This is a genomic window from Bacteroides sp. BFG-637 (assembly GCF_024793605.1).
Classification (GTDB): Bacteria; Bacteroidota; Bacteroidia; order Bacteroidales; family Bacteroidaceae; genus Bacteroides; species Bacteroides vicugnae.
Genome location: NZ_JANUPD010000002.1, coordinates 4,533,281 through 4,558,698 on the forward strand (window position 1 = coordinate 4,533,281; position 25,418 = coordinate 4,558,698).

A 25,418-nucleotide genomic window follows, 5' to 3' on the forward strand; every position below is an offset into this window, starting at 1 on the left:
TCCTCCCGAATCCCAATCTTATTTATTACTTTTGCGGCAAATTTATGAAACCATTATTTTATCTAGCATGGCAAATGTAATAAAGTTACGTAAAGGCCTTGACATAAACCTGAAAGGTAAAGCTGCTGAAACGTACGCAACAGTAAAAGAACCGGGGTTCTACGCACTCGTACCCGATGACTTTCCTGGAGTGACGCCTAAGGTAGTCGTGAAAGAGCAGGAGTATGTAATGGCTGGTGGACCCTTGTTTATCGACAAGTATCATCCTGAAGTGAAATTTGTTTCGCCGGTGAGCGGCGTGGTGACGAGTGTTGAACGTGGTGCTCGTCGTAAGGTGTTGAACATCGTAGTGGAAGCTGCTGCAGAGCAGGACTATGAAGATTTTGGAAAAAAGAATGTTGCTTCGATGGATGCTGAAGCTGTGAAAACCGCTTTGTTGGAAGCCGGACTTTTCGCGTTTATCAAACAGCGCCCTTATGACATCATTGCTGATCCGACGGTCACTCCGAAAGGAATCTTTGTATCCGCATTCGACACTAATCCGTTAGCTCCGGATTTTGAGTTTGCCCTCAAAGGTGAAGAAACAAACTTCCAGACAGGACTTGATGCTCTTGCCAAACTGGCAAAAACCTATCTGAATATCAGTGTGAAACAGAACGCTGCTGCACTGACACAGGCTAAGAATGTTACAATCACCGCTTTCGACGGACCGAACCCTGCGGGTAATGTAGGTGTTCAGATCAACCATCTCGACCCCGTATCCAAGGGAGAAACGGTATGGACTATTGATCCGCAAGCCGTAATCTTCATTGGCCGCCTTTTCAATACAGGTCGTGTAGATTTCACCCGTACAATAGCTGTGACAGGTTCCGAAGTGTTGAAACCTGCATACTGCAAACTCCGGGTAGGCGCATTGCTCACCAACGTGTTTGCCGGTAATGTAACAAAAGACAAAGACTTACGCTATATCAGCGGTAATGTGCTGACAGGAAAGCAAGTATCTCCGAACGGATTCTTGGGAGCATTCCACAGCCAACTGACTGTGATCCCCGAAGGTGACGACATTCACGAAATGCTCGGATGGATCATGCCGCGCTTCAACCAGTTCAGTGCCAACCATTCTTATTTCAGCTGGTTGATGGGTAAGAAGGAATATACGCTGGATGCCCGCATCAAAGGTGGCGAACGTCACATGATTATGTCGGGTGAATACGATAGGGTATTCCCGATGGATATCCTGCCCGAATATCTGATTAAAGCAATCATCGCCGGTGACATCGACCGTATGGAAGCACTTGGCATCTATGAAGTGGCTCCTGAAGATTTCGCTCTTTGCGAATTCGTCTGCTCTTCGAAGATGGAACTGCAACGCATCGTTCGTGCCGGACTTGATATGCTCCGTTCGGAAATGGCATAGGAGAATTAAGAATTAAAAATTAAAAATTAAAAAATGATAGTTGAGACTTTATGAAATTGTCTTCTGGTAAACACAGCGTAGCTATTTCTCAATTCTCAATTTTCAATTCTCAATTTAATAAATGAAAGCGTTAAGAAATTATCTCGATAAGATAAAGCCGAACTTTGAAGAGGGCGGCAAATTCCACGCATTCCAGTCGGTGTTTGACGGCTTCGAAACATTCCTGTTCGTGCCCAACAAGACTGCGAAAACGGGAACGCACATACATGACGCAATTGATAGCAAGCGCATCATGTCGATTGTGGTTATTTCGTTGGTACCGGCTTTGCTGTTCGGTATGTATAACGTAGGTTACCAGCATTTCACTCACACGGGTGCTACTGGCAGCTTTATCGAAATGTTTGCATACGGATTCCTGGCAGTACTGCCTAAAATTATCGTATCTTATGTAGTAGGTTTGGGTATTGAGTTCGTGGTAGCTCAATGGAAGAAAGAAGAAATACAGGAAGGATTCCTCGTTTCCGGTATCTTGATCCCGATGATCGTTCCGGTTGACTGTCCGCTGTGGATTCTTGCCGTAGCTACTGCATTCTCTGTTATCTTTGCAAAAGAAGTATTCGGTGGTACAGGTATGAACGTATTCAACGTTGCGTTGATTACGCGTGCATTCCTGTTTTTCGCATATCCGACTAAGATGTCCGGTGATGCCGTTTGGGTATCAGGCGACAGCATTTTCGGTCTGGGACAAAGCGTAGACGGACTTACCGTTGCCACTCCGCTGGGACAAGCTGCTACATCTGGTAGTGTTCCTGCATTCAACATGGATATGATTACAGGTCTGATTCCGGGTTCTATCGGTGAAACCAGCGTGATCGCTATTCTGATTGGTGCGGTTATCTTGCTTTGGACAGGCGTTGCTAGTTGGAAGACAATGATTTCCGTATTTGTCGGTGGTGCATTTATGGCATGGGTATTCAACTCAATCGGCATGGAAAACAACACAATGGCTCAAATGCCTTGGTACGAACACCTCGTTCTCGGTGGTTTCTGCTTCGGTGCCGTATTTATGGCTACTGACCCTGTGACTTCCGCTCGTACGGAAAGAGGTAAATATATCTTCGGATTCCTGATCGGTGTGATGGCTATCGTTATCCGCGTACTGAATCCGGGTTATCCGGAAGGTATGATGCTTGCCATCCTGCTGATGAACATCTTCGCTCCGCTGATCGACTACTGTGTAGTACAGGGTAACATCAGCCGTCGCGAAAAACGCGCTATCAAGTCTAACCAATAAATACCGAAAGAAAATGAATACGAATAGTAATAGTTATACTATCATTTATGCTTCGGTAATGGTTATTATCGTAGCATTCCTGCTGGCATTCGTTAGTTCTTCATTGAAATCTACACAAGATAAGAATGTGCAGTTGGACACTAAGAAACAGATACTCGCTGCATTGAACATTAAAAATGTGGAAGATGCGGATGCTGAATATAAGAAATATGTGAAAGGGGACATGCTGATGAACGTAGACGGTACGCTGACTGAAAATACAGGTGAATTTGCTACCAACTACGAGAAAGAAGCGAAAGAACAACAACGTCTGCACGTGTTTGTATGCGAAGTGGACGGTCAGACCAAATATGTGGTTCCTGTTTATGGTGCCGGTCTTTGGGGAGCTATCTGGGGATATGTTGCACTGAACGAGGATAAAGATACCGTTTACGGTACTTATTTCTCACACGCTAGTGAAACTCCGGGTTTGGGTGCTGAAATTGCAACCGAACATTTCCAGAATGAATTCGTTGGAAAGAAGACTTTGGAGGATGGCTCTATTGCTCTTGGAGTTGTGAAGAATGGCAAGGTGGAAAAACCTGAATATCAGGTGGACGGTATCTCTGGTGGTACAATCACTTCTGTAGGTGTAGATGCCATGCTGAAGACTTGCCTGAATAGTTACTTGAGTTTTTTAACTAAATAATAAGGAGGAGAAAGATAGAATATGGGACAACTGTTTTCAAAGAGAAATAAAGAAGTATTCTCTGCTCCGTTGGGAATTGATAACCCGGTAACCGTACAGGTGCTCGGTATCTGTTCTGCACTTGCTGTCACTGCAAAACTGGAGCCTGCTATTGTAATGGGACTTTCAGTAACAGTGATTACTGCATTTGCTAACGTCGTTATTTCATTGTTGCGCAAAACCATTCCTAACCGTATCCGTATTATCGTTCAGTTGGTAGTGGTAGCCGCTTTGGTAACTATTGTAAGTGAAGTTCTGAAAGCGTATGCTTATGATGTAAGTGTTCAGCTTTCTGTATATGTAGGTTTGATTATCACTAACTGTATCCTGATGGGGCGTCTGGAAGCATTTGCCATGCAGAATGGTCCTTGGGAGTCTTTCTTGGACGGTGTAGGTAATGGTTTGGGATATGCCAAAATTTTGATAATCGTCGCTTTCTTCCGCGAACTACTTGGCTCGGGAACATTGCTCGGTTTCAATATCCTGAACTATGAGCCTATCCGGAATATCGGATACGTAAATAACGGTTTGATGTTGATGCCGCCGATGGCATTGATTATCGTAGCTTGCATTATATGGTATCAACGTGCACGTCACAAAGAACTGCAAGAAGAAAGTAATTAATTCTTCATTCTTAATTCTTAATTAAAAGATATGGAACATTTATTAAGTTTATTCGTCCGCTCTATCTTTGTGGACAATATGATATTCGCATTCTTCCTGGGTATGTGCTCATACCTGGCTGTTTCGAAGAATGTGAAGACTGCCGTAGGACTGGGTATTGCTGTGACTTTCGTGTTACTGGTAACGCTTCCGGTGAACTACTTGTTGCAAACCAAAGTGCTGGCTGCTAATGCTATCATTGAAGGTGTCGACCTTAGTTTCTTGAGCTTTATTCTTTTCATTGCCGTTATTGCCGGTATCGTGCAGTTGGTGGAGATGGTGGTAGAGCGCTTCAGTCCGTCGCTGTATGCTTCACTGGGTATCTTCCTGCCGTTGATTGCCGTTAACTGTGCTATCATGGGTGCTTCTCTGTTTATGCAGCAACGTATCAATCTCGCTCCAAGCGATCCGAAATACATTGGAGATATCTGGGATGCTCTCTCTTATGCATTGGGTTCCGGTATCGGTTGGTTACTGGCTATCGTAGGTCTGGCTGCTATCCGCGAGAAAATGGCTTACTCTGACGTACCTGCTCCGTTGAAAGGATTGGGGATCACATTTATCACAGTAGGTCTGATGGCAATCGCATTTATGTGTTTCTCTGGTTTGAACATCTAAAAAGAAAGGAATAAGACAATGGATATGAATTTAATATTAGCGAGCATTGGGGTATTCCTTGTGGTTATTCTGTTGCTTGTTGTAATCTTGTTGGTTGCCAAGAATTTCTTGGTGCCATCAGGAGACGTGAAACTGACAATCAACGGCGAAAAGGAATTGGAAGTGGCTTCCGGTTCTACTTTGCTCAATACGCTGTCTGTAAACGGAGTATTCCTGTCATCTGCTTGTGGTGGTAAGGGTTCTTGCGGACAGTGCAAATGCCAGGTACTCGAAGGTGGTGGAGAAATCCTGCCTTCTGAAGTTCCTCACTTCAGCCGTAAACAGCAACAAGACCACTGGCGTCTGGGCTGTCAGGTGAAAGTGAAAAGTGATATGGCTATCAAGATCGACGAATCTATCTTGGGTGTGAAGGAGTGGGAGTGCGAAGTAATCTCCAACAAGAACGTGGCTACGTTTATCAAAGAGTTTATCGTTGCTTTGCCTAAAGGCGAACACATGGACTTTATCCCGGGCTCTTACGCACAAATCAAGATTCCTAAATTCTCAATGGATTATGACAAGGACATTGATAAAAAATTGATCGGTGACGAATATCTGCCTGCATGGGAGAAATTCGGTTTGATGGGACTGAAATGTAAGAATGACGAAGAAACAATTCGTGCTTACTCTATGGCCAACTATCCTGCCGAAGGTGACCGTATCATGTTGACAGTACGTATCGCTACTCCGCCGTTCAAACCGAAAGAACAGGGTCCTGGATTTATGGACGTAATGCCGGGTATCGCTTCTTCTTATATTTTTACCCTGAAACCAGGTGATAAGGTAATAATGAGCGGTCCTTACGGAGACTTCCACCCGATTCTGGATTCTAACAAGGAAATGATGTGGATTGGTGGTGGTGCCGGTATGGCTCCGTTGCGTGCACAAATCATGCACTTGACCAAGACGCTGCACGTTACTGATCGTAAGATGTCATACTTCTACGGTGCTCGTGCATTGAATGAAGTGTTCTATCTGGAAGATTTCCTGCAGATCGAAAAGGATTTCCCGAACTTTACTTTCCATCTGGCACTCGACCGTCCGGATCCTGCTGCTGATGCTGCAGGCGTGAAGTATACTCCGGGATTCGTTCACAACGTAATCTACGAAACTTACCTGAAGAATCACGAAGCTCCTGAAGATATTGAATACTATATGTGTGGTCCTGGCCCGATGTCGAAAGCTGTTGAGAAGATGCTTGACGATCTTGGCGTTCCGGCACAGAACCTGATGTTCGATAACTTCGGAGGATAATTCGCGGAAGAGAACAATCGGTCGGTAAAATGACCGGAAAGAATATATAAAACAGAGCGGGAAATCTGAAAAGCAGTAGTGCTTCTTGGATTTCCCGCTTCTTTTTTAGGGTATTCCATGATGTCTTTCCGCTATGTTTTCTATCTATTTTATGTCTGTTTAAAAGATAGTTCTCCTTTTTTATCTGTACTTATCTATTATATTCGTATATTTGGCTACACAATAGAATTTTTAAACACAATAGGTTATGGAATATCATCGTATATCTTTCATCCACAATGATACAGAGTATTCATTTGTTAAAGCAATGAGTTCGAACTTAACGGGATATGCATTAGTAACAGCTTGTAGGACAGAAGTAACCATTTACATGAAAGAGAACAACCTGAAAGGTTATTATATATTGACCGGCATGGCTAAAGTTTAATTGTATGAAAAATGAAATTATACAGTCGGCTCTCCGCAATTTGAAGATTAAAGAGCTGAATCCGATGCAGGAAGCATCACTTGAACAAGCTACCGGAAGAAAAGACGTTATACTGTTGTCACCGACAGGATCGGGCAAGACATTGGCCTATCTGTTGCCTTTGCTTCTTACCCTAAAACCGAATGATGACAGCGTGCAGGTGCTGATTCTGGTTCCTTCACGTGAGTTGGCATTACAAATTGACTCTGTGTTCAAAGCAATGGGGACTCCCTGGAAAACCTGTTGTTGTTATGGTGGACATCCTATCGCTGAAGAAAAGAAGAGTATAGTGGGTAATCATCCTGCTATCATCATCGGTACTCCGGGACGTATCACCGACCATCTGTCGAAAGGAAATTTCAATCCTGAAACCATTGAGACTTTAATTATCGATGAATTTGACAAATCTTTGGAGTTTGGTTTCCATGATGAAATGGCAGAGATTATCACGCAGCTTCCGGGATTAAAAAAACGTATATTACTTTCGGCTACCGATGCTGAAGAGATTCCTGAATTTACAGGATTGAACCGCACGGTGAAGTTGGATTTTCTTTCGGACGCTTCTGAAGAACAGGGGGCCCGTTTGAAACTGATGAAGGTGCTTTCTCCTTCCAAAGATAAGATTGATACTTTATATAATCTGCTTTGTACATTGGGAAGCAGTTCGAGCATCGTATTCTGTAATCATCGGGATGCAGTGGATCGTGTGCATCAGTTATTGGCGGATAAAAAACTGTCTGCAGAACGTTTCCATGGTGGTATGGAACAGCCGGACCGCGAACGTGCGCTCTACAAATTCCGTAACGGCAGTTGTCATGTGTTGATTTCTACCGATTTGGCTGCCCGTGGACTGGATATTCCGGAGGTAGGACATATTGTTCATTATCATTTGCCGGTGAATGAAGAAGCTTTTACGCACCGCAATGGACGAACAGCACGTTGGGATGCTACCGGAACGTCCTATCTGATTTTGCATGCCGAAGAGAAACTTCCTCCTTATATTCCGGAAGATATGGAAACAGTAGTGTTACCTGAAAATCCTCCCCGTCCTCCGAAATCGGTTTGGGCTACCATTTATATAGGTAAAGGAAAAAAGGAGAAACTTAGCCGGATGGATATTGCCGGATTCTTATATAAAAAAGGAAATCTGACCCGCGAAGATGTCGGAGCGATTGACGTCAAAGAGCATTATGCTTTCGTTGCTATTCGCCGGGCTAAGGTGAAGCAGCTCTTGAATCTGATTCAGGGGGAGAAAATCAAAGGAATGAAGACTATTATAGAAGAAGCGAAGTAAAGATCTTTTCTGTAAGATACCTTACTTGACATCTATGGATAACAAAATGGTGTATATATCCTGTATAAACCAATAAAAAGAAAGGGAAATCTGCTTTAAAACAGTATTTTTATAAGGAAAGATTTGTTCAGCGGAAATAAATTCGTAAATTCGCAAGGTCAAAAGACAAAAGTAACGAAATTGTTAAACCAAAAACAAACTTCAAATGAAAAAGCATAATTTCAATGCAGGACCTTCCATTCTTCCGCGTGAGGTGATAGAGGATACAGCGAAGGCTATTTTAGATTTCAACGGCTCTGGTCTCTCTTTGATGGAAATCAGCCACCGCGCCAAAGACTTCCAACCTGTGGTTGACGAAGCAGAGGCATTATTCAAGGAATTACTCAATATCCCCGAAGGCTATTCGGTACTGTTCTTGGGCGGAGGTGCTAGTATGGAGTTCTGCATGGTTCCTTATAACTTCCTCGAAAAAAAGGCTGCTTACCTGAACACTGGTGTATGGGCAAAGAAAGCAATGAAAGAAGCTAAAGGGTTTGGTGAAGTTGTAGAAGTTGCTTCCTCTGCTGAAGCTACATATACTTATATCCCCAAAGATTATACAATCCCAACAGACGCAGATTATTTCCACATCACGACTAACAACACAATTTACGGTACAGAATTGAAGAAAGACCTCGATTCTCCAGTTCCGATGATTGCCGATATGTCTTCTGATATTTTCTCACGTCCGATCGACGTTTCTAAATATATCTGTATTTATGGTGGTGCACAAAAGAATCTGGCTCCTGCAGGTGTTACATTCGTTATCGTTAAGAATGACGCTGTAGGTAAGGTTTCCCGTTACATCCCGTCAATGCTGAACTATCAGACACACATTGATAACGGTTCTATGTTCAATACTCCTCCGGTAGTGCCTATCTATGCTGCATTGTTGAACCTGCGCTGGATCAAAGCACAGGGTGGTGTGAAAGAAATGGAACGTCGTGCCATCGAAAAGGCTGATATGCTGTATGCTGAAATCGATCGTAACAAAATGTTTGTTGGTACTGCTGCCAAAGAAGACCGTTCACGCATGAATATCTGTTTCGTAATGGCTCCTGAATACAAGGAATTTGAAGCGGACTTCTTAAAGTTTGCTACTGAAAGAGGCATGGTAGGTATCAAAGGACACCGTTCTGTAGGTGGTTTCCGTGCATCTTGCTACAATGCTCTGCCGAAAGAAAGCGTACAGGCTTTGATCGACTGCATGCAGGAATTTGAAAAACTTCATTAATAATATTTTCACCACAGATTACACAGACGGACGCAGATTTTTTAATTCTGTGAGAATCTGGGTAATCTGTGGTGAGTCTTTATAAACAGAATTAGATTATGAAAGTACTTGTAGCTACTGAAAAACCGTTTGCTAAAGTTGCAGTAGATGGTATCCGTAAAGAAATAGAAGCAGCCGGATTTGAGCTTGCTTTACTTGAGAAATATACTGATAAGGCTCAATTGCTGGATGCAGTAAAAGATGCTAATGCTATCATTATCCGTAGCGATATTGTTGATGCAGAGGTGCTGGATGCTGCTAAAGAATTGAAAATCGTAGTCCGTGCCGGTGCAGGATATGACAACGTTGACCTGGCTGCTGCCACTGCTCACAATGTATGTGTGATGAATACTCCGGGACAGAACTCTAATGCTGTTGCCGAACTTGCTTTGGGTATGATGGTATATGCTGTCCGTAACTTCTATAACGGAACTTCCGGTACGGAATTGATGGGCAAGAAATTGGGTATTCATGCTTATGGAAACGTAGGTCGCAATGTAGCTCGTGTTGCCAAAGGTTTCGGAATGGAAGTGTATGCTTATGATGCATTTTGTCCGAAAGAAGTAATCGAAAAAGATGGTGTGAAAGCACTTGATTCTGCAGAAGAATTGTATAAGACTTGCCAGGTGGTATCTCTTCATATTCCGGCAACTGCCGAAACAAAGAACTCTATCAATTATGCTCTGTTGAAAGATATGCCGAAAGGTGCTATGTTGGTAAACACTGCCCGTAAGGAAGTGATTAATGAAGCAGAACTGATTAAATTGATGGAAGATCGTGCAGACTTCAAATATATCACAGATATCATGCCTGCTGCTAACGCAGAGTTTGCAGAAAAGTTTGCCGGACGTTATTTCTCAACTCCCAAGAAGATGGGGGCTCAAACTGCTGAAGCAAATATCAATGCCGGTATTGCTGCCGCTCAACAAATTGTTGGCTTCTTGAAAGATGGTTGCGAGAAATTTAGAGTAAACAAATAAGATTCTGAATAAGTCAGCCGGATTTTTTAGGATAACTATGGTAGTATCTGAATAAAAACAATCCGTTGCAGAATGTCTTTTTTAGAAATAAGTAGTATATTTGAGCCACAGATTTTCAAGAAGTCTGTGGCTTTAATTTTTTACATATAAAATACTAATATCATGGCAATAATCAAACCTTTCAAGGGCATTCGTCCTCCGCAAGACCTCGTAGAACAGGTCGCTTCACGTCCTTATGATGTATTGAATTCTGAAGAAGCCCGCGCAGAAGCGGAAGGTAACGAGAAGTCTCTTTATCATATTATTAAACCGGAAATAGATTTCCCTGTTGGTACGGATGAACATGACGAACAGGTGTATGCTAAAGCTGCCGAGAATTTCCAACTGTTTCAGGACAAAGGCTGGTTGGTGCAGGATAAGATGGAAAACTATTATATCTATGCCCAGACGATGAACGGGAAAACACAATATGGGTTGGTAGTCGGTGCTTATGTCCCGGATTATATGAACGGGGTTATCAAGAAGCATGAGCTTACCCGTCGTGACAAGGAAGAGGATCGTATGAAACATGTACGTGTGAACAACGCTAATATTGAACCTGTTTTCTTTGCTTATCCTGACAATGAGAAGTTGGATGTTATAATAAAGAAATATACAGCAAATAAGCCGGTTTATGACTTTATCGCTCCGGGTGATGGTTTTGGACATACTTTCTGGATTGTCGACCAGGAGGCAGATATTGCTGCAATTACTGCCGAATTTGCTAAAATGCCTGCCCTTTATATTGCTGACGGGCATCACCGTTCTGCCGCTGCTGCATTGGTGGGAGCAGAGAAAGCAAAACTGAATCCAAATCATCGCGGTGATGAAGAATATAATTACTTTATGGCTGTTTGCTTCCCGGCAAATCAGTTGACCATTATTGATTACAACCGTGTGGTGAAAGATCTTAATGGTTTGACTCCTGAACAATTCTTGGCTGCACTTGATAAAAACTTTGTAGTAGAAGAAAAAGGCGCGGACATCTATAAACCGTCCGGCTTGCATAATTTTTCACTCTATTTGGGTGGTAAATGGTATAGCTTGACCGCTAAGGCCGGTACGTATAATGATAACGACCCTATTGGGGTGCTTGATGTTACAATCTCTTCCAACCTGATTTTGGATGAAATTTTAGGCATAAAGGATCTGCGTTCTGATAAACGTATTGATTTTGTAGGTGGTATCCGTGGATTGGGAGAGCTCAAGAAACGTGTGGATAGTGGTGAAATGAAAGTGGCTTTGGCTCTCTATCCTGTATCTATGAAACAGTTGATGGATATTGCAGATACAGGCAATATTATGCCGCCGAAGACTACTTGGTTTGAACCGAAACTCCGTTCAGGGCTGGTGATTCATAAGTTAGATTAAGAAATATCTGTTATGCGAAAATCATTGTTGACGGGAATTATATCAATAGATGTGACGCTTGATTGATGTAGAAAAAATAGTGACGGGATATGCCCGGGATAGTGACGGTATCGTTGTGGTATACCGTCACTATTTTTATTGGATAGCGTCACTATTTTCAATCCCCCCAACTACCTGTCATTGATAAGTGGAACATTAATATTTCCAAACGATAGATTGACTTTTCTTATTAAAGCCGTATCTTTGCAACATGACTGCTGAAGATACTTATAAAACCATCATTGAGCCTTCCGAAGGTATTTATACGGAAAAACGAAGCAAGTTCATTGCTATAGCCCTTCCTGTGCGTACTCTCGATGAGATAAAGATGCATCTTGAAACGTATCAGAAAAAGTATTATGATGCACGGCATGTATGCTATGCTTATATGTTGGGAGCTGCACGAAAGGATTTCCGTGCCAATGATAATGGAGAACCTTCCGGAACAGCGGGTAAACCCATTCTCGGACAGATAAACTCGAATGAACTGACGGATATACTGATTATAGTAGTCCGTTATTTTGGAGGAATCAAATTGGGAACGAGCGGATTGATCGTTGCTTACAAGGCTGCTGCTGCTGAAGCTATTGCTGCCGCTACCATTATAGAAAAGACGGTAGATGAGGAGGTGACGGTAATGTTTGAATATCCTTTTATGAACGATGTTATGCGCATTGTGAAAGAAGAAGAACCGGAGATTCTTAATCAGTCGTATGATATGGATTGTAGCATGACATTGCGGATTCGTCGTTCGATGATGTCTAAGTTGCGTGCACGTTTGGAGAAGGTGGAGACAGCGCGGATCCTTGATGATGAGAATATGTTGTAGGTAAAGTATTAGAGTGGTAATAGAGATAGAGAGTGGATCGCATGATAAATAAATGTCACATAATTTTTAGTCTGTTTTTAAGTTCCTTTGTATGGATAAGCGTTCAGGCGCAGGCACAAGTACAGGAAGCTCAAAAACTGGCTCCTAATAATATTCCTGTTCCGTGGTATTCGCAGAAAATCGCGGGATGTCCTTACTCGCATTGCTCTCTGGCTTCTTCGTTAATGGTCTTTGATTATTTTAAGGGAATGACGGCTGATACACAACGTACAGCCCAGGATGCAGAAAAGAAACTAATTGAATATCAGCGGAATTACTTTCTGAAAAAACGTGCTCCTTTCCGTCGCCGTACTTCGATAGGGCAGGGAGGATATTATTCTTTTGAAATTGATTCGTTGACACGTTATTATGAAAACATGATAAGTGCCGAACATTTCCAGCAGAAAGATTACCGGATATTGAAAGATTATATTGATCGTGGCATTCCTGTGCTTGTGAATGTGAGATATACAGGCGCAGTTCGTGGTTTGCGTCCCGGTCCGAGAGGGCATTGGATGGTACTTCGCGGCATTGATGATAAACATGTGTGGGTGAATGATCCCGGACGTTCGCCGGAGATGCGGACTAAAGGAGAAAACATCTGTTATCCTATTAAGAAACAGCCGGGTAACCCTTCCTATTTTGATGGTTGTTGGACGGGACGATTTATCATAGTCACTCCTAGAGAATGGATACGAAATTCCCTGTTTGCACAAGTAGGCAAGCTCCCTCCATTGGAGGAGGTGACTCATATAGTTCCTCCGGTTGTGTCGTCTGTAGCCTTACCGCAGGTTATCAATCAGTAGAAGCAACTCATAGTTAGGAAAATTCAGTAGTAGGATTAAGATAAAACATTTGTAGTAAAATAAAGAAGAACAAAAATATATGGCATTTGAAGCAACCAAAAAAGAATGGTGCGAACTCTATTCTTTCTTTCGTCTCTTAGCAGACGGAAAAGTAGTGTTAGGCACGGCAGAAGCAAAGGAGGGAGATACATTTTGGCCTGTTGCAATGATTCAACGGGAAGAACATGATGGAACACGTCAATATTATATTGAAGAAGATACGATTCGTATAGAAGGAGAGAATGGGAGTAAGTCCATGCCTCGTGAAGATTTTGGTATTGTAGCTGATCTGATATTGCAGGCAGTGAAATCTTCTTCGGAAAATGATGTTGCTTCTCCGGAAGGAGTAGAAGAGTTTTTAGACGAAGCTGCCATTTTCGATTTGGAAGCAAAAACAGAAGATCGCACAGATTTTTCCGTTGCATTTTGGCATCCGAAAGCTCCGTTAAGAGGGTTCAATGTCCGCTCACGATTGGGCGCAATGAATCCATTGCTGGACGGAGGACGTGCAGCGAATCTTAAATTGGAACAGAGCGGAATCAAATTTGCTACTCCAACAGTGAATAAAATCAATGCTTTGCCTGAATCTCCGAATGAGGTTGCCGAACGGATGATGATGATCGAACGTTTGGGTGGCGTACTTAAATACGCTGATGTAGCCGACCGTGTGTTCCGCAGTAATCTGTTGATGATTGATCTGCATTTTCCACGTGTACTGACAGAAATGGTTCGTATCATGCATTTGGATGGCATCTCCCGTATTGGTGAGTTGACAGAAATTATCAAACAAATGAATCCGTTGAAGATTAAAGATGAACTAATCAATAAGCATAAGTTCTATGAATTCAAGATGAAGCAGTTCTTGATGGCATTAGCATTGGGAATGCGTCCTGCAAAGATTTACAATGGATTGGATTCGGCTGTGGAAGGTATTCTGTTGGTGGATGGAAGTGGAGAAGTGCTCTGTTATCATAAATCGGAAAAGCAAATAATGGAGGATTTCTTGTTTCTAAATACTCGTTTAGAAAAAGGATCTTTAGAGAAAGACAAATACGGATTTTTGGAGAGGGAGAATGGAGTCTATTATTTCAAACTGAATGCAAAGATTGGGCTGGTCAAACGGTAGAAAAGTACGAAGCATTGATGAGTCAAACTAATAATGATGACATACTTATATAAAATACTTGTTATCCATGAAAACAAATGAAGTTTTAGAGAACATGAAAGCACGCCGTAGCGTACGGGCTTATACAGGCCAGCAAGTTTCAGAAGAGGATTTGCAGGCCATTTTGGAAGCTGCAACTTATGCACCGAGTGGAATGCATTTGGAAACATGGCATTTTACAGCTATTCAAAATATGGATAAGTTGACAGAACTGAATGAACGGATTAAAGGAGCTTTTGCAAAAAGCGACGATTCTCGTTTGCAGGAACGTGGACATAGCAAGACTTATTGTTGCTATTATCATGCTCCGACTTTAGTGATTGTATCTAATGAGCCTACTCAATGGTGGGCTGGTATGGATTGTGCCTGTGCTATAGAAAATATGTTTCTGGCTGCCCAGTCTTTAGGTATCGGCTCTTGTTGGATCAATCAGTTGGGAACAACATGTGACGATCCGGAGGTTCGTGAATTTATTACTGCTTTAGGTGTTCCTGCCAATCATAAAGTCTACGGTTGTGTAGCTCTGGGATATGCCGATCCTAAGATTCCGATGAAAGAGAAAAAGATAAAAGCCGGTGCGATAACCATCGTGGAATAGAAATACCCGGCACTCTATTTGTGAAACGACATTTCATTATTCTTGAAGCGGTACCTTGATGTTCTTGGTCCGACACCTCAATACGCTTAAAGCGGTGTCTTACGATACTTAAAGCGGCACTTTAGGACTCCTAAAACGCCGCTTTATTTTTATACTATCTTTCCTGATTTAGGTAGACTGTCTGCCCTGTTTCAAAAGGACATATCAGTCAAAAGATCCATATCGGGTTGGCAACAGTTTGCGGTCTCCCAAGGTGTTATCTACGCGAGCTACATTTATCCAAAATTTATTATCACGTACGCTTTCTATAGGATAGGCTGCTTTCTCGCGTGTATATGAGTGTTCCCAACGATCACTTACAATTTCGTATTCCGGATGAGGAGCATTAATCAATACATTATCATCTTTATCCGCTTCGCCATTCTTTACTTCTTGAATTTCTTTCCAGATATTCAGCATGACATCTACGAAATTGTCTAGTTCTGCCAGACTCTCACTTTCTGTCGGTTCAATCATCAACGTACCGTGGACAGGGAAAGAGAGGGTAGGAGCATGATAACCATAATCCATCAGACGTTTGGCAATATCATTCTCCGAGATACCTGCTTCCTCATGTACTTTCCGGCATTCCAGAATCATTTCGTGTCCTACGAAACCGTTGGCTCCCCGATAAACAACTCCATAGGTATCTTTCAGACAACTAGCCAGATAATTGGCATTCAGGATCGCAATTTTAGTTGCCTGTGTCAGTCCTTCCGCACCCATCATACGGATATATCCATATGTGATAGGCAGAATACCTGCACTGCCGAATGGAGCTGCTGATACTTGATTTTGTGAGTTGCCGAAGATTCCGTGTCCGGGAAGGAAAGAAACCAGATGTTCGGCTACGCAGATAGGACCGACTCCCGGACCTCCGCCACCATGAGGGGAAGCGAATGTTTTATGAAGATTCAAGTGGCAGACATCCGCACCGATGAATCCCGGATTGGTTAATCCTACTTGTGCATTCATGTTGGCTCCATCCATATATACTTGTGCACCACAGGCGTGAATGATGTCGCAAATCTCTTTTATCTCGGTTTCGAAGATACCATGTGTAGAAGGATAAGTAATCATCAGTGCAGCCAAATCATCTTTATTCTCTTCTGCTTTTGCACGCAAGTCGGCCATTTCTACATTCCCTTGCTCGTCGCATGCACAGGTAACAGTCACAAAGCCTGCCTGTATAGCTGACGCAGGATTTGTTCCGTGAGCCGAAGCCGGAATCAAGACTTTGTTCCGGTGTCCCTGACCGATACTTTCGAGATAGGCACGAATCACACGAAGGCCTGCATATTCTCCCGCGGCACCCGAATTGGGTTGTAGGCTGACTCCTGCAAATCCGGTGATAACTTTCAAATCTTCACTTAGGTTCTTGATTAATTCACGATAACCTTCTGCCTGGTCTTCCGGGACCAGCGGGTGCATACCCATAAACTCGGGACGGCTTAAAGGCAACATTTCCGCGGCTGCATTCAGCTTCATTGTACATGAACCGAGGGAAATCATAGATTGTGCAAGAGAAATATCTTTGCGGTTCAGACGTTTGATGTAACGCATCATCTCTGTTTCCGTGTGATACTTGCTGAATACTTCGTGTGTCAGGAAAGGCGTTGTACGTTTCAAAGCCTTGTCGATATTGCTTCTTTCCGGAATATCGTCCACTTTCTGATAATCTTTTCCGGCGGCAATGGCAAAAATCGAGAGCAACACATTGGCAGCTGCCACGTCTGTTGTTTCGTCAATGCTGAAACCGACATTGCCATTTTCATAATAGCGCAGATTAACTTCTTTGGTAAGTGCTATCGTACGGATTTGCTGTGCCGAAACGTGTTCGGGCAATTCGAAACGTAAGGTGTCAAAGTATTGAGCGTTGACTTGTGTATATCCGCATTTCTTTAATTGCTTTTCAAGAAATACAGTAATGCTGTGTATACGCGATGCAATTGTAGTGATACCCTCCTGACCGTGATAAACAGCATAAAAGCCTGCCATAGTAGCTAATAGTGCTTGTGCGGTACAGATATTTGAAGTTGCTTTTTCCCGTTTGATATGTTGTTCACGTGTCTGTAAAGCCATTCGGTAGCAGAGCTTGCCATATTTGTCTTTGGACCATCCGATGATTCGTCCCGGCATATTCCGTTTATATTCATCTTTGGTAGCAAAGAAAGCAGCCGACGGACCGCCATAGAACATTGGAGTACCCAGACGTTGTGTGGTTCCGAATACAATATCTGCTCCCCATTCTCCCGGAGGAGTTAGCAGGGCGAGACTTAAAATATCAGCGGCAACAGCTACTTTGCAGTCTGCAGCATGTGCCTTTTCGGTAAATTCGGAATAGTCCTCTACGTTTCCATGTGAGTTCGGATATTGCAGAATACAGGCAAACACTTCCGGTGAAGGTTCAAAATCTTTATATTTGCCTACACGTAGTTCGATGCCTTGGGGTACGGCACGTGTAGTCATAACAGCTAATGTCTGCGGAAAAATATTCTCGTCTACGAAGACTACGTTCGCATTGGCTTTCTGTTGTGCGCGAGAGCGTAAGGCATACATCATGCTTACGGCTTCGGCGGCGGCAGTTGCTTCGTCCAAAAGTGAGCAGTTGGCGAGTGGCATGGCAGTAAGGTCACATACGGCTGTCTGGAAATTCATCAATGCTTCCAGACGTCCTTGCGATACCTCTGTCTGGTACGGAGTGTAAGAAGTATACCATACCGGGTTTTCGAATACATTCCGCTGGATAACGGCCGGAGTGATCGTGTTGTACCATCCCAAACCGATATATGTAGTATATAGTTTGTTTTTAGCTGCCAGTTCAGCGATGTGTTTTCCAAATTCGTATTCCGTCAGCGGACTAGTCAATGCTAGTGGCTCTTTCAGCCGTATATTGGCGGGAATTGTCTGATTAATCAGTTCGTCCAGTGAGTTCACGCCAATTTTGCGGAGCATTATGGCTGTATCTTGTTCATTGATGCCGATGTGACGGCTAGCTAACAAATCGGTTTTCATAATAATCAAGTATTAAATTAAGTGTTAAGTATCAAGTATTAAGTATTACCGCAGTTAATGGGCGATTCACCTTGTTAATACCTAATACTTGATACTTATTCTTTTTTATTATCTAAAAAATGGGTTTTCAGCTTTCTCCATTCCGATAGTCGTGGGAGCACCGTGCCCCGGATAAACGACTGTTTCGTTGGGGAGAACAAATAAACGGCTGCAAATATGCTCTATCAGTTCATCGAAGTTACCTCCTGTGAGATCAGCGCGGCCGATGCTGCCTTGGAACAGGACGTCGCCGGAGAACATGCAGTTGTCTTCTTTGCAATAGTACACCAAGCTGCCGGGTGAATGTCCGGGCACGTGTATCGCTTCCAGTTTGGTATGTCCGAAAGTGATGATATCTCCGTCATGCAGGTATTTGCCCAGTGGTACAGGTTCTTCCTGCAACTGAAAACCAAACATTCTGCTTTGTTTCGGTGCTTCGTCAATCCAGTACTCGTCTGCTTTGTTTGCTTCTGCCGATAATCCGAATTCTTTCAGCATGAACGGATTTCCGAAGATATGATCCAGGTGTAAATGAGTATTCAGCAGATGCTTTACATTCAGTTCATTGGTCAGAATGAACTTTTTCAGTGCCTGCTTTTCTTCTTCATAGAAACAGCCCGGATCAATTACGACTGCTTCTTTAGTGTCATCCCATAATACGTAGCAATTTACGGGAAACATATTAAATTCAAATCTTTTTATTTTCATGGTTTCTCTATGATTTATCATCTATCAGAACATATAGTCTTGTTTAAATCGGAACATATACCACTTTTTTTGTTTTAAAGAACTCTTCCTCGAAGTTGTCGCTCAAGCTATGAATGACCGTTTTATGTTTGAACGGCATTGTTTCGTGCTCCAGTTCACCGCCTTTGAGACAGATAAGTCCGTTGGGCAATGCATTCTGTTGTTTCGAAGAGATATTCTTTTTGATAATCTTAATCAAATCCGCCAAAGGCATTACGGCACGGCTGACAACAAAGTCGAACGTTTGTTTCTCCTCTTCTGCACGGGCATGGCGGAAAGTCACATTTTTCAGTCCGATGGCATTTGCCACTTCGGTTGCTACACGTACTTTCTTGCCGATGCTGTCTACGAGGTGGAATTTTACCTCGGGAAACAGGATTGCTAAAGGAATGCCGGGAAAACCTCCTCCTGTACCCAAGTCCATGATGCTGGTTCCGGGGCGGAATTGGATGACTTTGGCAATGCCTAATGAATGGAGCACGTGATGCTCATATAGATTCTCAATGTCTTTGCGGGAGATAACGTTGATTTTTGAATTCCAGTCAGTGTAGAGGGCGTATAGAGCTGCGAATTGTTTGCGCTGCTCTTCCGTCAGATCAGGAAAATATTTCAGTATGATTTCCACTTTTGAATTTTGAATTATAAGTTTTGAATGATAGATGTGGATGAATATCCTATTTTGTCACATGGAAGTGATAACAACAGGGTATTCATTGGTGTTCAGCTTTTTATGAATTTTAATTTTTCAGCTCTCCCAGAATCGGGTTACTGCCTAATAGATGTTCCATCATAGCAAATGGGATTGTTACCTTTACAGGTCCCATAGAATAAGGAGTGATATCATATACATTATAATAGAAGGTGACTCCTTCTTTGCTTAGGTAGAAATTCTCTGTCGGAGTGATGTCACCGGTTGAAGCATATCCCATGTCTTCCAATGCTTCGTGAGTGGTCACTTTGTTGTCCGCCATGAGCTGATTCCAGATCAGGTCGGTCAATGCATCTTTGTAGTCTCCGACAAAAATATCATCGAGACGGAGCGGACGCATCAGGGTGAGGTCCATATTTAAATAAGTTGCCATGTAAATACCATGTGCACCTCCGGTATATTCGTTATAGTCGATGCGGTATACAAGCAGGTCTTTATCATACAGTTGCACATGGCTCTCTATACCTTTATAATAAGAATACCAGGCACCGATGGAAGATTCGTCTTCCTTGTCTTTCTCATCCTCGGTATACATAGGCTCGAGATCGCGACGGTATTCGCTGATATAATTCTCGGTATATTGCTTTACAACTTCTTCCGGTTTTTCACCGATGTATTTATCACCGAAACAGGCCGAAATGAAATAAGTATTCAGACTGTCTTTCAGCATATCATCCGATGATTTTACCGGATAAGCAAAATTAATAATAATATTGCAGGCCGGTTTGGCTGTATCATTGAAGAGGTGCGCTGTCTTATTCACTTGAATGCTATCAAACTGTAACGCACCTGTGTTTTTGTTCATCTTGTCATGACAAGAAAACAAAAAGCCGCTTACCGAAAGTATAATTGCAAGCAGACTGACATATTGTTTTTTCATACCCGTTTTTTCTGTAAATTCAACATTTGTTTTATCATTCACTATTGACAAATATAGATGAAATTCGTGAATCGGGCTAATAAAAACAGAAAAATTTGCAGCTATTTATCCCCTAAAATGGGATTGGCGGATATTATCCGCCAATCAATGCTTGCAAACTTTAGTGATATCTACTGTGAATCCATCTTCAGCAGGCATAAACTTCCCTTTCATTTTGAGAAATTCGATAAGGGTATCTACATCCATGTTTTCTGCCGAGCAAGTATAAAAACGTTGCTGTGAGCCAAACTTCTTAATGATTGCTTCCCGCAATGATGATTCCGAGTAGCTATTTCCTTCCATCATGTGGAGGACTTCATGAGCATGTAATTGTTCCATAATCTTTTTTTTCTGCAAAGATAGGGCAGAGATTACTCAGAAACTGTAACATATGTGACAAAACTGCATAATATTCATTGAAAATTGAAAATAACCATTTCACTATACGTTCCTATTCTGAAAGGTGGTCCCCAAAGAGATAATCCGGAAGATACATACACGTGACTGTTTCCCCATTGGCGATAACCGTGGCTTTGCTCGAATATAGATTCGGTCACCCAACTAATAGGCCATATTTGTCCGTGGTGTGTATGCCCGCTGAATTGCAGGTCGATGCCGGCAGCTTCTGTTTCTTCTAAATCAAAAGGTTGATGATCCAATAAAATGATAGGTTTGCTTTTATCGACATTCACCATTAATTCTTGCAGGGAACGACGCTTTCGGTTATGGCGGTCATCACGTCCTATCAGTTGGATGCCATTAGGAAGTGTGACTACTGAATCGCGCAATAATTGTATTGGAGTGCTTTTTATATATCGGATACTTTCATCGATACCACTAATGTATTCGTGATTGCCGAGAACCATATAGATACCCATAGGAGCTTTCAAGTCGCCCAATTCTTCCGCCATATTCTCTGTATAAAGAGGTACGACGCTATTATCAATCAAGTCGCCACTAATCAGTATCAAGTCGGGATGCTGCGCATTTATCATTTCCACATATTTTTTTAATGCGGCTTTCCCTGTACCATTTCCCAAGTGAACATCGCTGATTGCAACGATTTTAATTGCTTGGGGAGTATCTTCATATTGTTTATTGGTTAAAATGCTGACTACATTGGTTTCCGGATGATGATAGTTATACACTCCATATCCCAGCAGTCCCAACGTGAACACTAAAGACAGATAGAACCTATATTTGCAGACAACTTTGAATAATTTCAAGATATCAAACAAAAGTAGGAATAATGCCATGTATAAAGTAAATATCAGCCAACTTGTTCCAATGGTGTACATCGAATGGGAGATAAAGACAGGTATCTCAAGGTTACGAGCCAGCATCGTGCCGAAAAAGGATAAAGCACATATCCAGAATAAAACGGTCAGGAATATTTTTACTCCGAGAGATTTAACCTTCAGAGCTTGTTTTGCTCTGATAAATATGTAGGCATTACCTACCAGATAAAGAGTGATAATAATCAGTAAATATGTAAGCATAGTGTTTACTTAAAAATCAGAGGAATTATTGGGGCAAAGATAGGTTTTATTGTTGAGTAAAAAGAGTTAATAGTGCTGATATGACTCTAAAATAGCCAAATAAAGGAAAGGGAATGGTGTCTGTAACGGATTGATTGAATCTTAATTACGAAAAATTATAGGAAAATCTGTTTTTATTCTTATCTTTGTCCTCTGAAATGAAAAGACTAGCCTACATAACAGCACTCATCCTCTCTCTCCTGATTATCTATTCAGGAGGCGGAGTCTCTATTGTGCGTTATTGCTGCGCCCGTTGTGAAACGGTGCAGAGCTGTTGTGATACAGGCTGTCCGAAGTGTAAAAAGGCTCATACTTGTGATTCAAAAAAAGGTTGTAAAGATAAAGGTTGTACAGCTACTATCTATAAGCTCGATTTGATGAAACATGCTACTGAACTGACAACATCTGCTTTAGTAGTCGATCTTTTGTGTGAGCATTTTTGCTATCTGTTGACTCCGACCTATGCGGATAAACCGGTAGAATATGATAGTCTGACCTCTCCGCCACCTCTCTGTTCGAGGCAGAAGCTGGCGTTATATTCCACTTATATTATTTAGCCACTATTTCTTTCTTATTTATTCCTTTGCTTTCTATTGAATATGAAAGTAAAGCAAAACTGAATGCAACTAAGTTGCATGAGAAATGAATTAATTTTGTATCTCGAAAGTAACTTTAGAAAGAATGAAATATATGATAATAGGACTGTTCCTGTTATTTGCCGGTAATATATATGCGCAAGTACGGGGAACAGTGAAAGATAGTGCTGGGGAGGCTATTCCGGGTGCAAATGTGTTCTGGATGAATACAGGACAAGGAGTGACAACTAAGGAAGATGGTAGTTTTTCTATTGTAAAACCTTCCAAAAGCCACATGTTAATAATCAGTTTTATTGGTTTCCAGAATGATACCATTCATGTGAGCAGTAAAAATCAGCAGTTGGATATTGTGCTTCGTGATGGAGTGGAATTGAATGAGGTGAATATTGTCACTCGCAAATTAGGAACGATGAAATTACGCAGTAGCGTGATGAACGAAGATATGATAAGCAGTGCTGAACTGAGTAGAGCTGCTTGTTGTAATCTGGGTGAAAGTTTTGTGACCAATCCTTCGGTAGATGTGAGCTATTCTGATGCAGCAACAGGGGCCAAGCAGATTAAATTGTTGGGACTGTCCGGCACTTATGTGCAGATGTTGACGGAAAATATTCCGAATTATCGTGGAGCGGCTTCTCCTTATGGACTAGGGTATGTCCCGGGTCCGTGGATGCAGAGTATACAAGTTTCCAAAGGAACATCTTCAGTAAAAAATGGTTATGAAGCCATCACGGGACAGATTAACGTGGAATTTAAGAAGCCGCAGTTGCCGGAAGCCGACTGGGTATCTGCCAATCTTTTTGCAAGCACTACCAACCGGTATGAAGCCAATGCAGATGCTACATTGAAACTTTCCAAACGATGGAGCACTTCTCTGCTGGCGCATTATGAAAATGAGACTAAAGCACATGATGGTAATGATGACGGATTTGTGGATATTCCTCAAGTAGAGCAGTATAACGTGTGGAACCGATGGGCATATATGGGCGACCATTATGTTTTTCAGGCAGGTATCAAAGCTCTTTCCGAAACACGTACCAGCGGACAAGCCAATCATGGAGGGGCAATACACTCCGGTGATTTATATAAAGTGGGGATTGATACGGAACGTTATGAATTCTTCACCAAGAATGCGTACATATTTAATAAGGAGAAGAATACGAATCTGGCTTTGATTCTTTCCGCTACTTTGCACAATCAGGATGCTACGTATGGGCGCAAACTGTATAATGTGGATCAAACCAACGTTTATGCTTCGCTGATGTTTGAAACGGAATTTAATCCGCAGAACAGCTTTTCTGCAGGATTAAGCTTCAATTATGACGCTTACGACCAGCATTATCGTTTGGAGAATAATACGGATAATCCTCTCAAAGCTTTTGAAAAGGAAGCTGTTCCCGGTGCATACGTGCAATATACGTTGAACCTGAATGATAAATGGATGGTGATGGCGGGTTTGCGTGGAGACTACAGTAACGAACATGGTTTCTTTGTGACTCCGCGTGCACATCTTAAATACAATCCGAATGATTATGTGAACTTCCGTCTTTCTGCCGGAAAAGGGTATCGTACCAATCATGTGCTGGCAGAAAACAATTATCTGCTTTCCAGTAGTCGTAAGGTAGAAATAGCAAAGAATCTGGATATGGAAGAAGCATGGAATTACGGTGCCAGTGTATCTACTTATATTCCTATATTCGGCAAGACGCTGAATGTAAATGCGGAATACTATTACACGGATTTCTTGAAACAAGTAATCGTGGATATGGATAGCAACCCTCATGAAGTGGCTTTTTATAATTTGGATGGACGTTCTTACTCGCATGTATTTCAGGTGGAAGCAAGTTATCCTTTCTTTAAAGGATTTACCTTGACAGGAGCTTACCGACTCACGGATGCAAAAACGACTTACAAGGGAGTGCGAATGGAGAAACCTCTAACCAGCAAATACAAAGGCTTGCTCACTGCTTCCTACCAGACTCCGCTGGGAATTTGGCAGTTTGATGCAACACTGCAACTGAATGGTGGAGGTAGGATGCCTACTCCTTATGAATTGGGAGATGGACAGTTGTCTTGGGAACGCCGTTATGGTAGTTTTGAGCAGTTGAGCTTACAGGTGACACGTTACTTCCGCCGCTGGTCTATCTATGTAGGAGGCGAGAACCTGACCAATTTCAAACAAAAGAATCCGATTATCGATGCGGCAAATCCTTGGGGAAGCAACTTTGATTCCACGATGATATGGGGACCGGTACACGGGGCAAAAGGATATATCGGAATACGTTTTAATTTAGCTAGGAATAGTGAGTAAAAACAGGAGAATAGTGAGTAGCGAAACGATCGCATAGAAAATAAAGAATACTAATTTTAAACTGATAGGAAAAATGAAAACAAAAAGATGGATGGCCACTTGCGTGGTGGCTCTTTTGAGTGTAGCAGCTGTATTGGCAAAAGATATTCGTGTAGTCGTATTTAAAGTGTCCCAGATGCATTGTGAGAAATGCGAAAAGAAAGTAAAAGACAATATGCGTTTTGAAAAAGGATTGAAGGATATTGCGACCGAAGTAAAAACTAAATTGGTGACTATCACGTATGATGCTGAAAAAACGAATGTAAAGAACTTGCAAGCAGGATTTAACAAGTTTAATTATGAAGCTGAATTTGTAAAAGAAACAAAGAAAGACGATCAGAAGACTGATAAGAAGTAATTGAACAAATACCTGTATTAGCTTGTTTCTATAAACAAACAATGGTTCTTCCCCGACTTCTTTCCGGGAGGAAGGGAAGACCATAAATAATAATTATATGGGTAACACAATAAAAAAAGGCA

At 42.1% G+C, this 25,418-nt stretch carries 24 protein-coding genes; 18 read left to right on the top strand and 6 right to left on the bottom strand.

Annotated elements, in window-relative coordinates; genetic code table 11:
* The first annotated feature begins 67 nt into the window (after positions 1–67).
* The 15 genes from NXX38_RS17600 (at position 68) to NXX38_RS17670 (ending at position 14,989) form a co-directional block, all read left to right on the top strand.
* Positions 68–1,417 carry a Na(+)-translocating NADH-quinone reductase subunit A gene (locus NXX38_RS17600; RefSeq protein ID WP_008999400.1) on the top strand — a complete coding sequence of 450 codons (1,350 nt, stop codon included), beginning with the start codon at positions 68–70 and terminating at the stop codon, positions 1,415–1,417.
* A 121-nt stretch (positions 1,418–1,538) separates the two neighbouring features.
* Entirely contained in the window at positions 1,539–2,711 is a 1,173-nt protein-coding gene (locus tag NXX38_RS17605) for an NADH:ubiquinone reductase (Na(+)-transporting) subunit B (protein WP_004306321.1), read from the top strand.
* Positions 2,712–2,724: 13 nt separating this feature from the next.
* On the top strand, positions 2,725–3,399 hold the full coding sequence (locus tag NXX38_RS17610) for a Na(+)-translocating NADH-quinone reductase subunit C (RefSeq protein WP_148367254.1): 675 nt from the start codon (positions 2,725–2,727) through the stop codon (positions 3,397–3,399).
* Positions 3,400–3,420: 21 nt separating this feature from the next.
* Positions 3,421–4,062, top strand: coding sequence for an NADH:ubiquinone reductase (Na(+)-transporting) subunit D (locus NXX38_RS17615; protein WP_148367252.1), 642 nt, complete (start codon positions 3,421–3,423; stop codon positions 4,060–4,062).
* 30 nt (positions 4,063–4,092) lie between these two features.
* Positions 4,093–4,719 (top strand): NADH:ubiquinone reductase (Na(+)-transporting) subunit E, encoded by a 627-nt coding sequence (gene nqrE / locus NXX38_RS17620; protein ID WP_148367250.1) that lies wholly within the window; start codon positions 4,093–4,095, stop codon positions 4,717–4,719.
* A gap of 18 nt (positions 4,720–4,737) precedes the next feature.
* Positions 4,738–6,012 carry an NADH:ubiquinone reductase (Na(+)-transporting) subunit F gene (gene nqrF, locus NXX38_RS17625; RefSeq protein WP_148367248.1) on the top strand — a complete coding sequence of 425 codons (1,275 nt, stop codon included), beginning with the start codon at positions 4,738–4,740 and terminating at the stop codon, positions 6,010–6,012.
* Positions 6,013–6,259: 247 nt separating this feature from the next.
* Positions 6,260–6,439 (top strand): hypothetical protein, encoded by a 180-nt coding sequence (locus NXX38_RS17630; protein ID WP_148367246.1) that lies wholly within the window; start codon positions 6,260–6,262, stop codon positions 6,437–6,439.
* A 4-nt stretch (positions 6,440–6,443) separates the two neighbouring features.
* Positions 6,444–7,772 carry a DEAD/DEAH box helicase gene (locus NXX38_RS17635; protein WP_195649742.1) on the top strand — a complete coding sequence of 443 codons (1,329 nt, stop codon included), beginning with the start codon at positions 6,444–6,446 and terminating at the stop codon, positions 7,770–7,772.
* A 205-nt stretch (positions 7,773–7,977) separates the two neighbouring features.
* On the top strand, positions 7,978–9,045 hold the full coding sequence (serC, locus tag NXX38_RS17640) for a 3-phosphoserine/phosphohydroxythreonine transaminase (RefSeq protein WP_099145780.1): 1,068 nt from the start codon (positions 7,978–7,980) through the stop codon (positions 9,043–9,045).
* A 98-nt stretch (positions 9,046–9,143) separates the two neighbouring features.
* A complete protein-coding gene (locus NXX38_RS17645; protein ID WP_099145779.1) occupies positions 9,144–10,064 on the top strand; it encodes an NAD(P)-dependent oxidoreductase in 921 nt (306 codons plus the stop codon).
* A 162-nt stretch (positions 10,065–10,226) separates the two neighbouring features.
* Positions 10,227–11,474, top strand: a complete 1,248-nt coding sequence (locus tag NXX38_RS17650) for a DUF1015 domain-containing protein (protein ID WP_148367242.1) — start codon at positions 10,227–10,229, stop codon at positions 11,472–11,474.
* A 250-nt stretch (positions 11,475–11,724) separates the two neighbouring features.
* On the top strand, positions 11,725–12,342 hold the full coding sequence (locus NXX38_RS17655; protein WP_074636540.1) for a YigZ family protein: 618 nt from the start codon (positions 11,725–11,727) through the stop codon (positions 12,340–12,342).
* A gap of 41 nt (positions 12,343–12,383) precedes the next feature.
* Entirely contained in the window at positions 12,384–13,187 is an 804-nt protein-coding gene (locus tag NXX38_RS17660; RefSeq protein WP_254883833.1) for a C39 family peptidase, read from the top strand.
* 79 nt (positions 13,188–13,266) lie between these two features.
* Positions 13,267–14,352 carry an HpaII family restriction endonuclease gene (locus tag NXX38_RS17665; protein ID WP_258980458.1) on the top strand — a complete coding sequence of 362 codons (1,086 nt, stop codon included), beginning with the start codon at positions 13,267–13,269 and terminating at the stop codon, positions 14,350–14,352.
* A gap of 67 nt (positions 14,353–14,419) precedes the next feature.
* Complete coding sequence (locus NXX38_RS17670) at positions 14,420–14,989, top strand: nitroreductase (protein WP_074636536.1); 570 nt, start codon at positions 14,420–14,422, stop codon at positions 14,987–14,989.
* 204 nt (positions 14,990–15,193) lie between these two features.
* On the opposite strand, the gene gcvP is transcribed toward NXX38_RS17670, so the two are convergent.
* From gcvP to NXX38_RS17700, 6 genes are all read right to left on the bottom strand, one after another.
* Entirely contained in the window at positions 15,194–18,043 is a 2,850-nt protein-coding gene (gene gcvP / locus NXX38_RS17675; protein WP_195649741.1) for an aminomethyl-transferring glycine dehydrogenase, read from the bottom strand.
* A gap of 108 nt (positions 18,044–18,151) precedes the next feature.
* The gene (locus NXX38_RS17680) at positions 18,152–18,790 is read right to left on the bottom strand and encodes an MBL fold metallo-hydrolase (RefSeq protein ID WP_004311627.1); all 639 of its coding nucleotides are present in this window, start codon (positions 18,788–18,790) and stop codon (positions 18,152–18,154) included.
* Between the two features lie 43 nt (positions 18,791–18,833).
* Positions 18,834–19,454, bottom strand: a complete 621-nt coding sequence (gene rsmG / locus NXX38_RS17685) for a 16S rRNA (guanine(527)-N(7))-methyltransferase RsmG (protein ID WP_217722242.1) — start codon at positions 19,452–19,454, stop codon at positions 18,834–18,836.
* 112 nt (positions 19,455–19,566) lie between these two features.
* The gene (locus tag NXX38_RS17690; RefSeq protein ID WP_074557205.1) at positions 19,567–20,418 is read right to left on the bottom strand and encodes a DUF3298 and DUF4163 domain-containing protein; all 852 of its coding nucleotides are present in this window, start codon (positions 20,416–20,418) and stop codon (positions 19,567–19,569) included.
* A 144-nt stretch (positions 20,419–20,562) separates the two neighbouring features.
* On the bottom strand, positions 20,563–20,796 hold the full coding sequence (locus tag NXX38_RS17695) for a YecH family metal-binding protein (protein ID WP_074557207.1): 234 nt from the start codon (positions 20,794–20,796) through the stop codon (positions 20,563–20,565).
* 74 nt (positions 20,797–20,870) lie between these two features.
* Positions 20,871–21,956, bottom strand: a complete 1,086-nt coding sequence (locus NXX38_RS17700) for a metallophosphoesterase (RefSeq protein ID WP_234132235.1) — start codon at positions 21,954–21,956, stop codon at positions 20,871–20,873.
* Positions 21,957–22,153: 197 nt separating this feature from the next.
* On the opposite strand from NXX38_RS17700, the gene NXX38_RS17705 reads away from it, so the two are divergent.
* The 3 genes from NXX38_RS17705 (at position 22,154) to NXX38_RS17715 (ending at position 25,296) form a co-directional block, all read left to right on the top strand.
* Entirely contained in the window at positions 22,154–22,552 is a 399-nt protein-coding gene (locus NXX38_RS17705; protein ID WP_074557273.1) for a hypothetical protein, read from the top strand.
* A 124-nt stretch (positions 22,553–22,676) separates the two neighbouring features.
* Positions 22,677–24,899, top strand: coding sequence for a TonB-dependent receptor (locus NXX38_RS17710; RefSeq protein WP_074636526.1), 2,223 nt, complete (start codon positions 22,677–22,679; stop codon positions 24,897–24,899).
* Positions 24,900–24,972: 73 nt separating this feature from the next.
* Entirely contained in the window at positions 24,973–25,296 is a 324-nt protein-coding gene (locus tag NXX38_RS17715; protein ID WP_074557212.1) for a heavy-metal-associated domain-containing protein, read from the top strand.
* Positions 25,297–25,418: the final 122 nt, after the last annotated feature.

Coding starts and splice junctions, on each gene's coding strand:
- NXX38_RS17630 (WP_148367246.1), top strand. CDS start 6,260: ATGGAATATCATCGTATATCTTTCATCCACAATGATACAGAGTATTCA.
- NXX38_RS17660 (WP_254883833.1), top strand. CDS start 12,384: ATGATAAATAAATGTCACATAATTTTTAGTCTGTTTTTAAGTTCCTTT.
- NXX38_RS17610 (WP_148367254.1), top strand. CDS start 2,725: ATGAATACGAATAGTAATAGTTATACTATCATTTATGCTTCGGTAATG.
- NXX38_RS17655 (WP_074636540.1), top strand. CDS start 11,725: ATGACTGCTGAAGATACTTATAAAACCATCATTGAGCCTTCCGAAGGT.
- nqrF (WP_148367248.1), top strand. CDS start 4,738: ATGGATATGAATTTAATATTAGCGAGCATTGGGGTATTCCTTGTGGTT.
- NXX38_RS17645 (WP_099145779.1), top strand. CDS start 9,144: ATGAAAGTACTTGTAGCTACTGAAAAACCGTTTGCTAAAGTTGCAGTA.
- gcvP (WP_195649741.1), bottom strand. CDS start 18,043: ATGAAAACCGATTTGTTAGCTAGCCGTCACATCGGCATCAATGAACAA.
- NXX38_RS17605 (WP_004306321.1), top strand. CDS start 1,539: ATGAAAGCGTTAAGAAATTATCTCGATAAGATAAAGCCGAACTTTGAA.
- NXX38_RS17710 (WP_074636526.1), top strand. CDS start 22,677: ATGAAATATATGATAATAGGACTGTTCCTGTTATTTGCCGGTAATATA.
- NXX38_RS17700 (WP_234132235.1), bottom strand. CDS start 21,956: ATGCTTACATATTTACTGATTATTATCACTCTTTATCTGGTAGGTAAT.
- nqrE (WP_148367250.1), top strand. CDS start 4,093: ATGGAACATTTATTAAGTTTATTCGTCCGCTCTATCTTTGTGGACAAT.
- NXX38_RS17635 (WP_195649742.1), top strand. CDS start 6,444: ATGAAAAATGAAATTATACAGTCGGCTCTCCGCAATTTGAAGATTAAA.
- NXX38_RS17705 (WP_074557273.1), top strand. CDS start 22,154: ATGAAAAGACTAGCCTACATAACAGCACTCATCCTCTCTCTCCTGATT.
- NXX38_RS17670 (WP_074636536.1), top strand. CDS start 14,420: ATGAAAACAAATGAAGTTTTAGAGAACATGAAAGCACGCCGTAGCGTA.
- NXX38_RS17650 (WP_148367242.1), top strand. CDS start 10,227: ATGGCAATAATCAAACCTTTCAAGGGCATTCGTCCTCCGCAAGACCTC.
- NXX38_RS17665 (WP_258980458.1), top strand. CDS start 13,267: ATGGCATTTGAAGCAACCAAAAAAGAATGGTGCGAACTCTATTCTTTC.
- NXX38_RS17680 (WP_004311627.1), bottom strand. CDS start 18,790: ATGAAAATAAAAAGATTTGAATTTAATATGTTTCCCGTAAATTGCTAC.
- NXX38_RS17690 (WP_074557205.1), bottom strand. CDS start 20,418: ATGAAAAAACAATATGTCAGTCTGCTTGCAATTATACTTTCGGTAAGC.
- NXX38_RS17715 (WP_074557212.1), top strand. CDS start 24,973: ATGAAAACAAAAAGATGGATGGCCACTTGCGTGGTGGCTCTTTTGAGT.
- serC (WP_099145780.1), top strand. CDS start 7,978: ATGAAAAAGCATAATTTCAATGCAGGACCTTCCATTCTTCCGCGTGAG.
- NXX38_RS17695 (WP_074557207.1), bottom strand. CDS start 20,796: ATGGAACAATTACATGCTCATGAAGTCCTCCACATGATGGAAGGAAAT.
- NXX38_RS17615 (WP_148367252.1), top strand. CDS start 3,421: ATGGGACAACTGTTTTCAAAGAGAAATAAAGAAGTATTCTCTGCTCCG.
- NXX38_RS17600 (WP_008999400.1), top strand. CDS start 68: ATGGCAAATGTAATAAAGTTACGTAAAGGCCTTGACATAAACCTGAAA.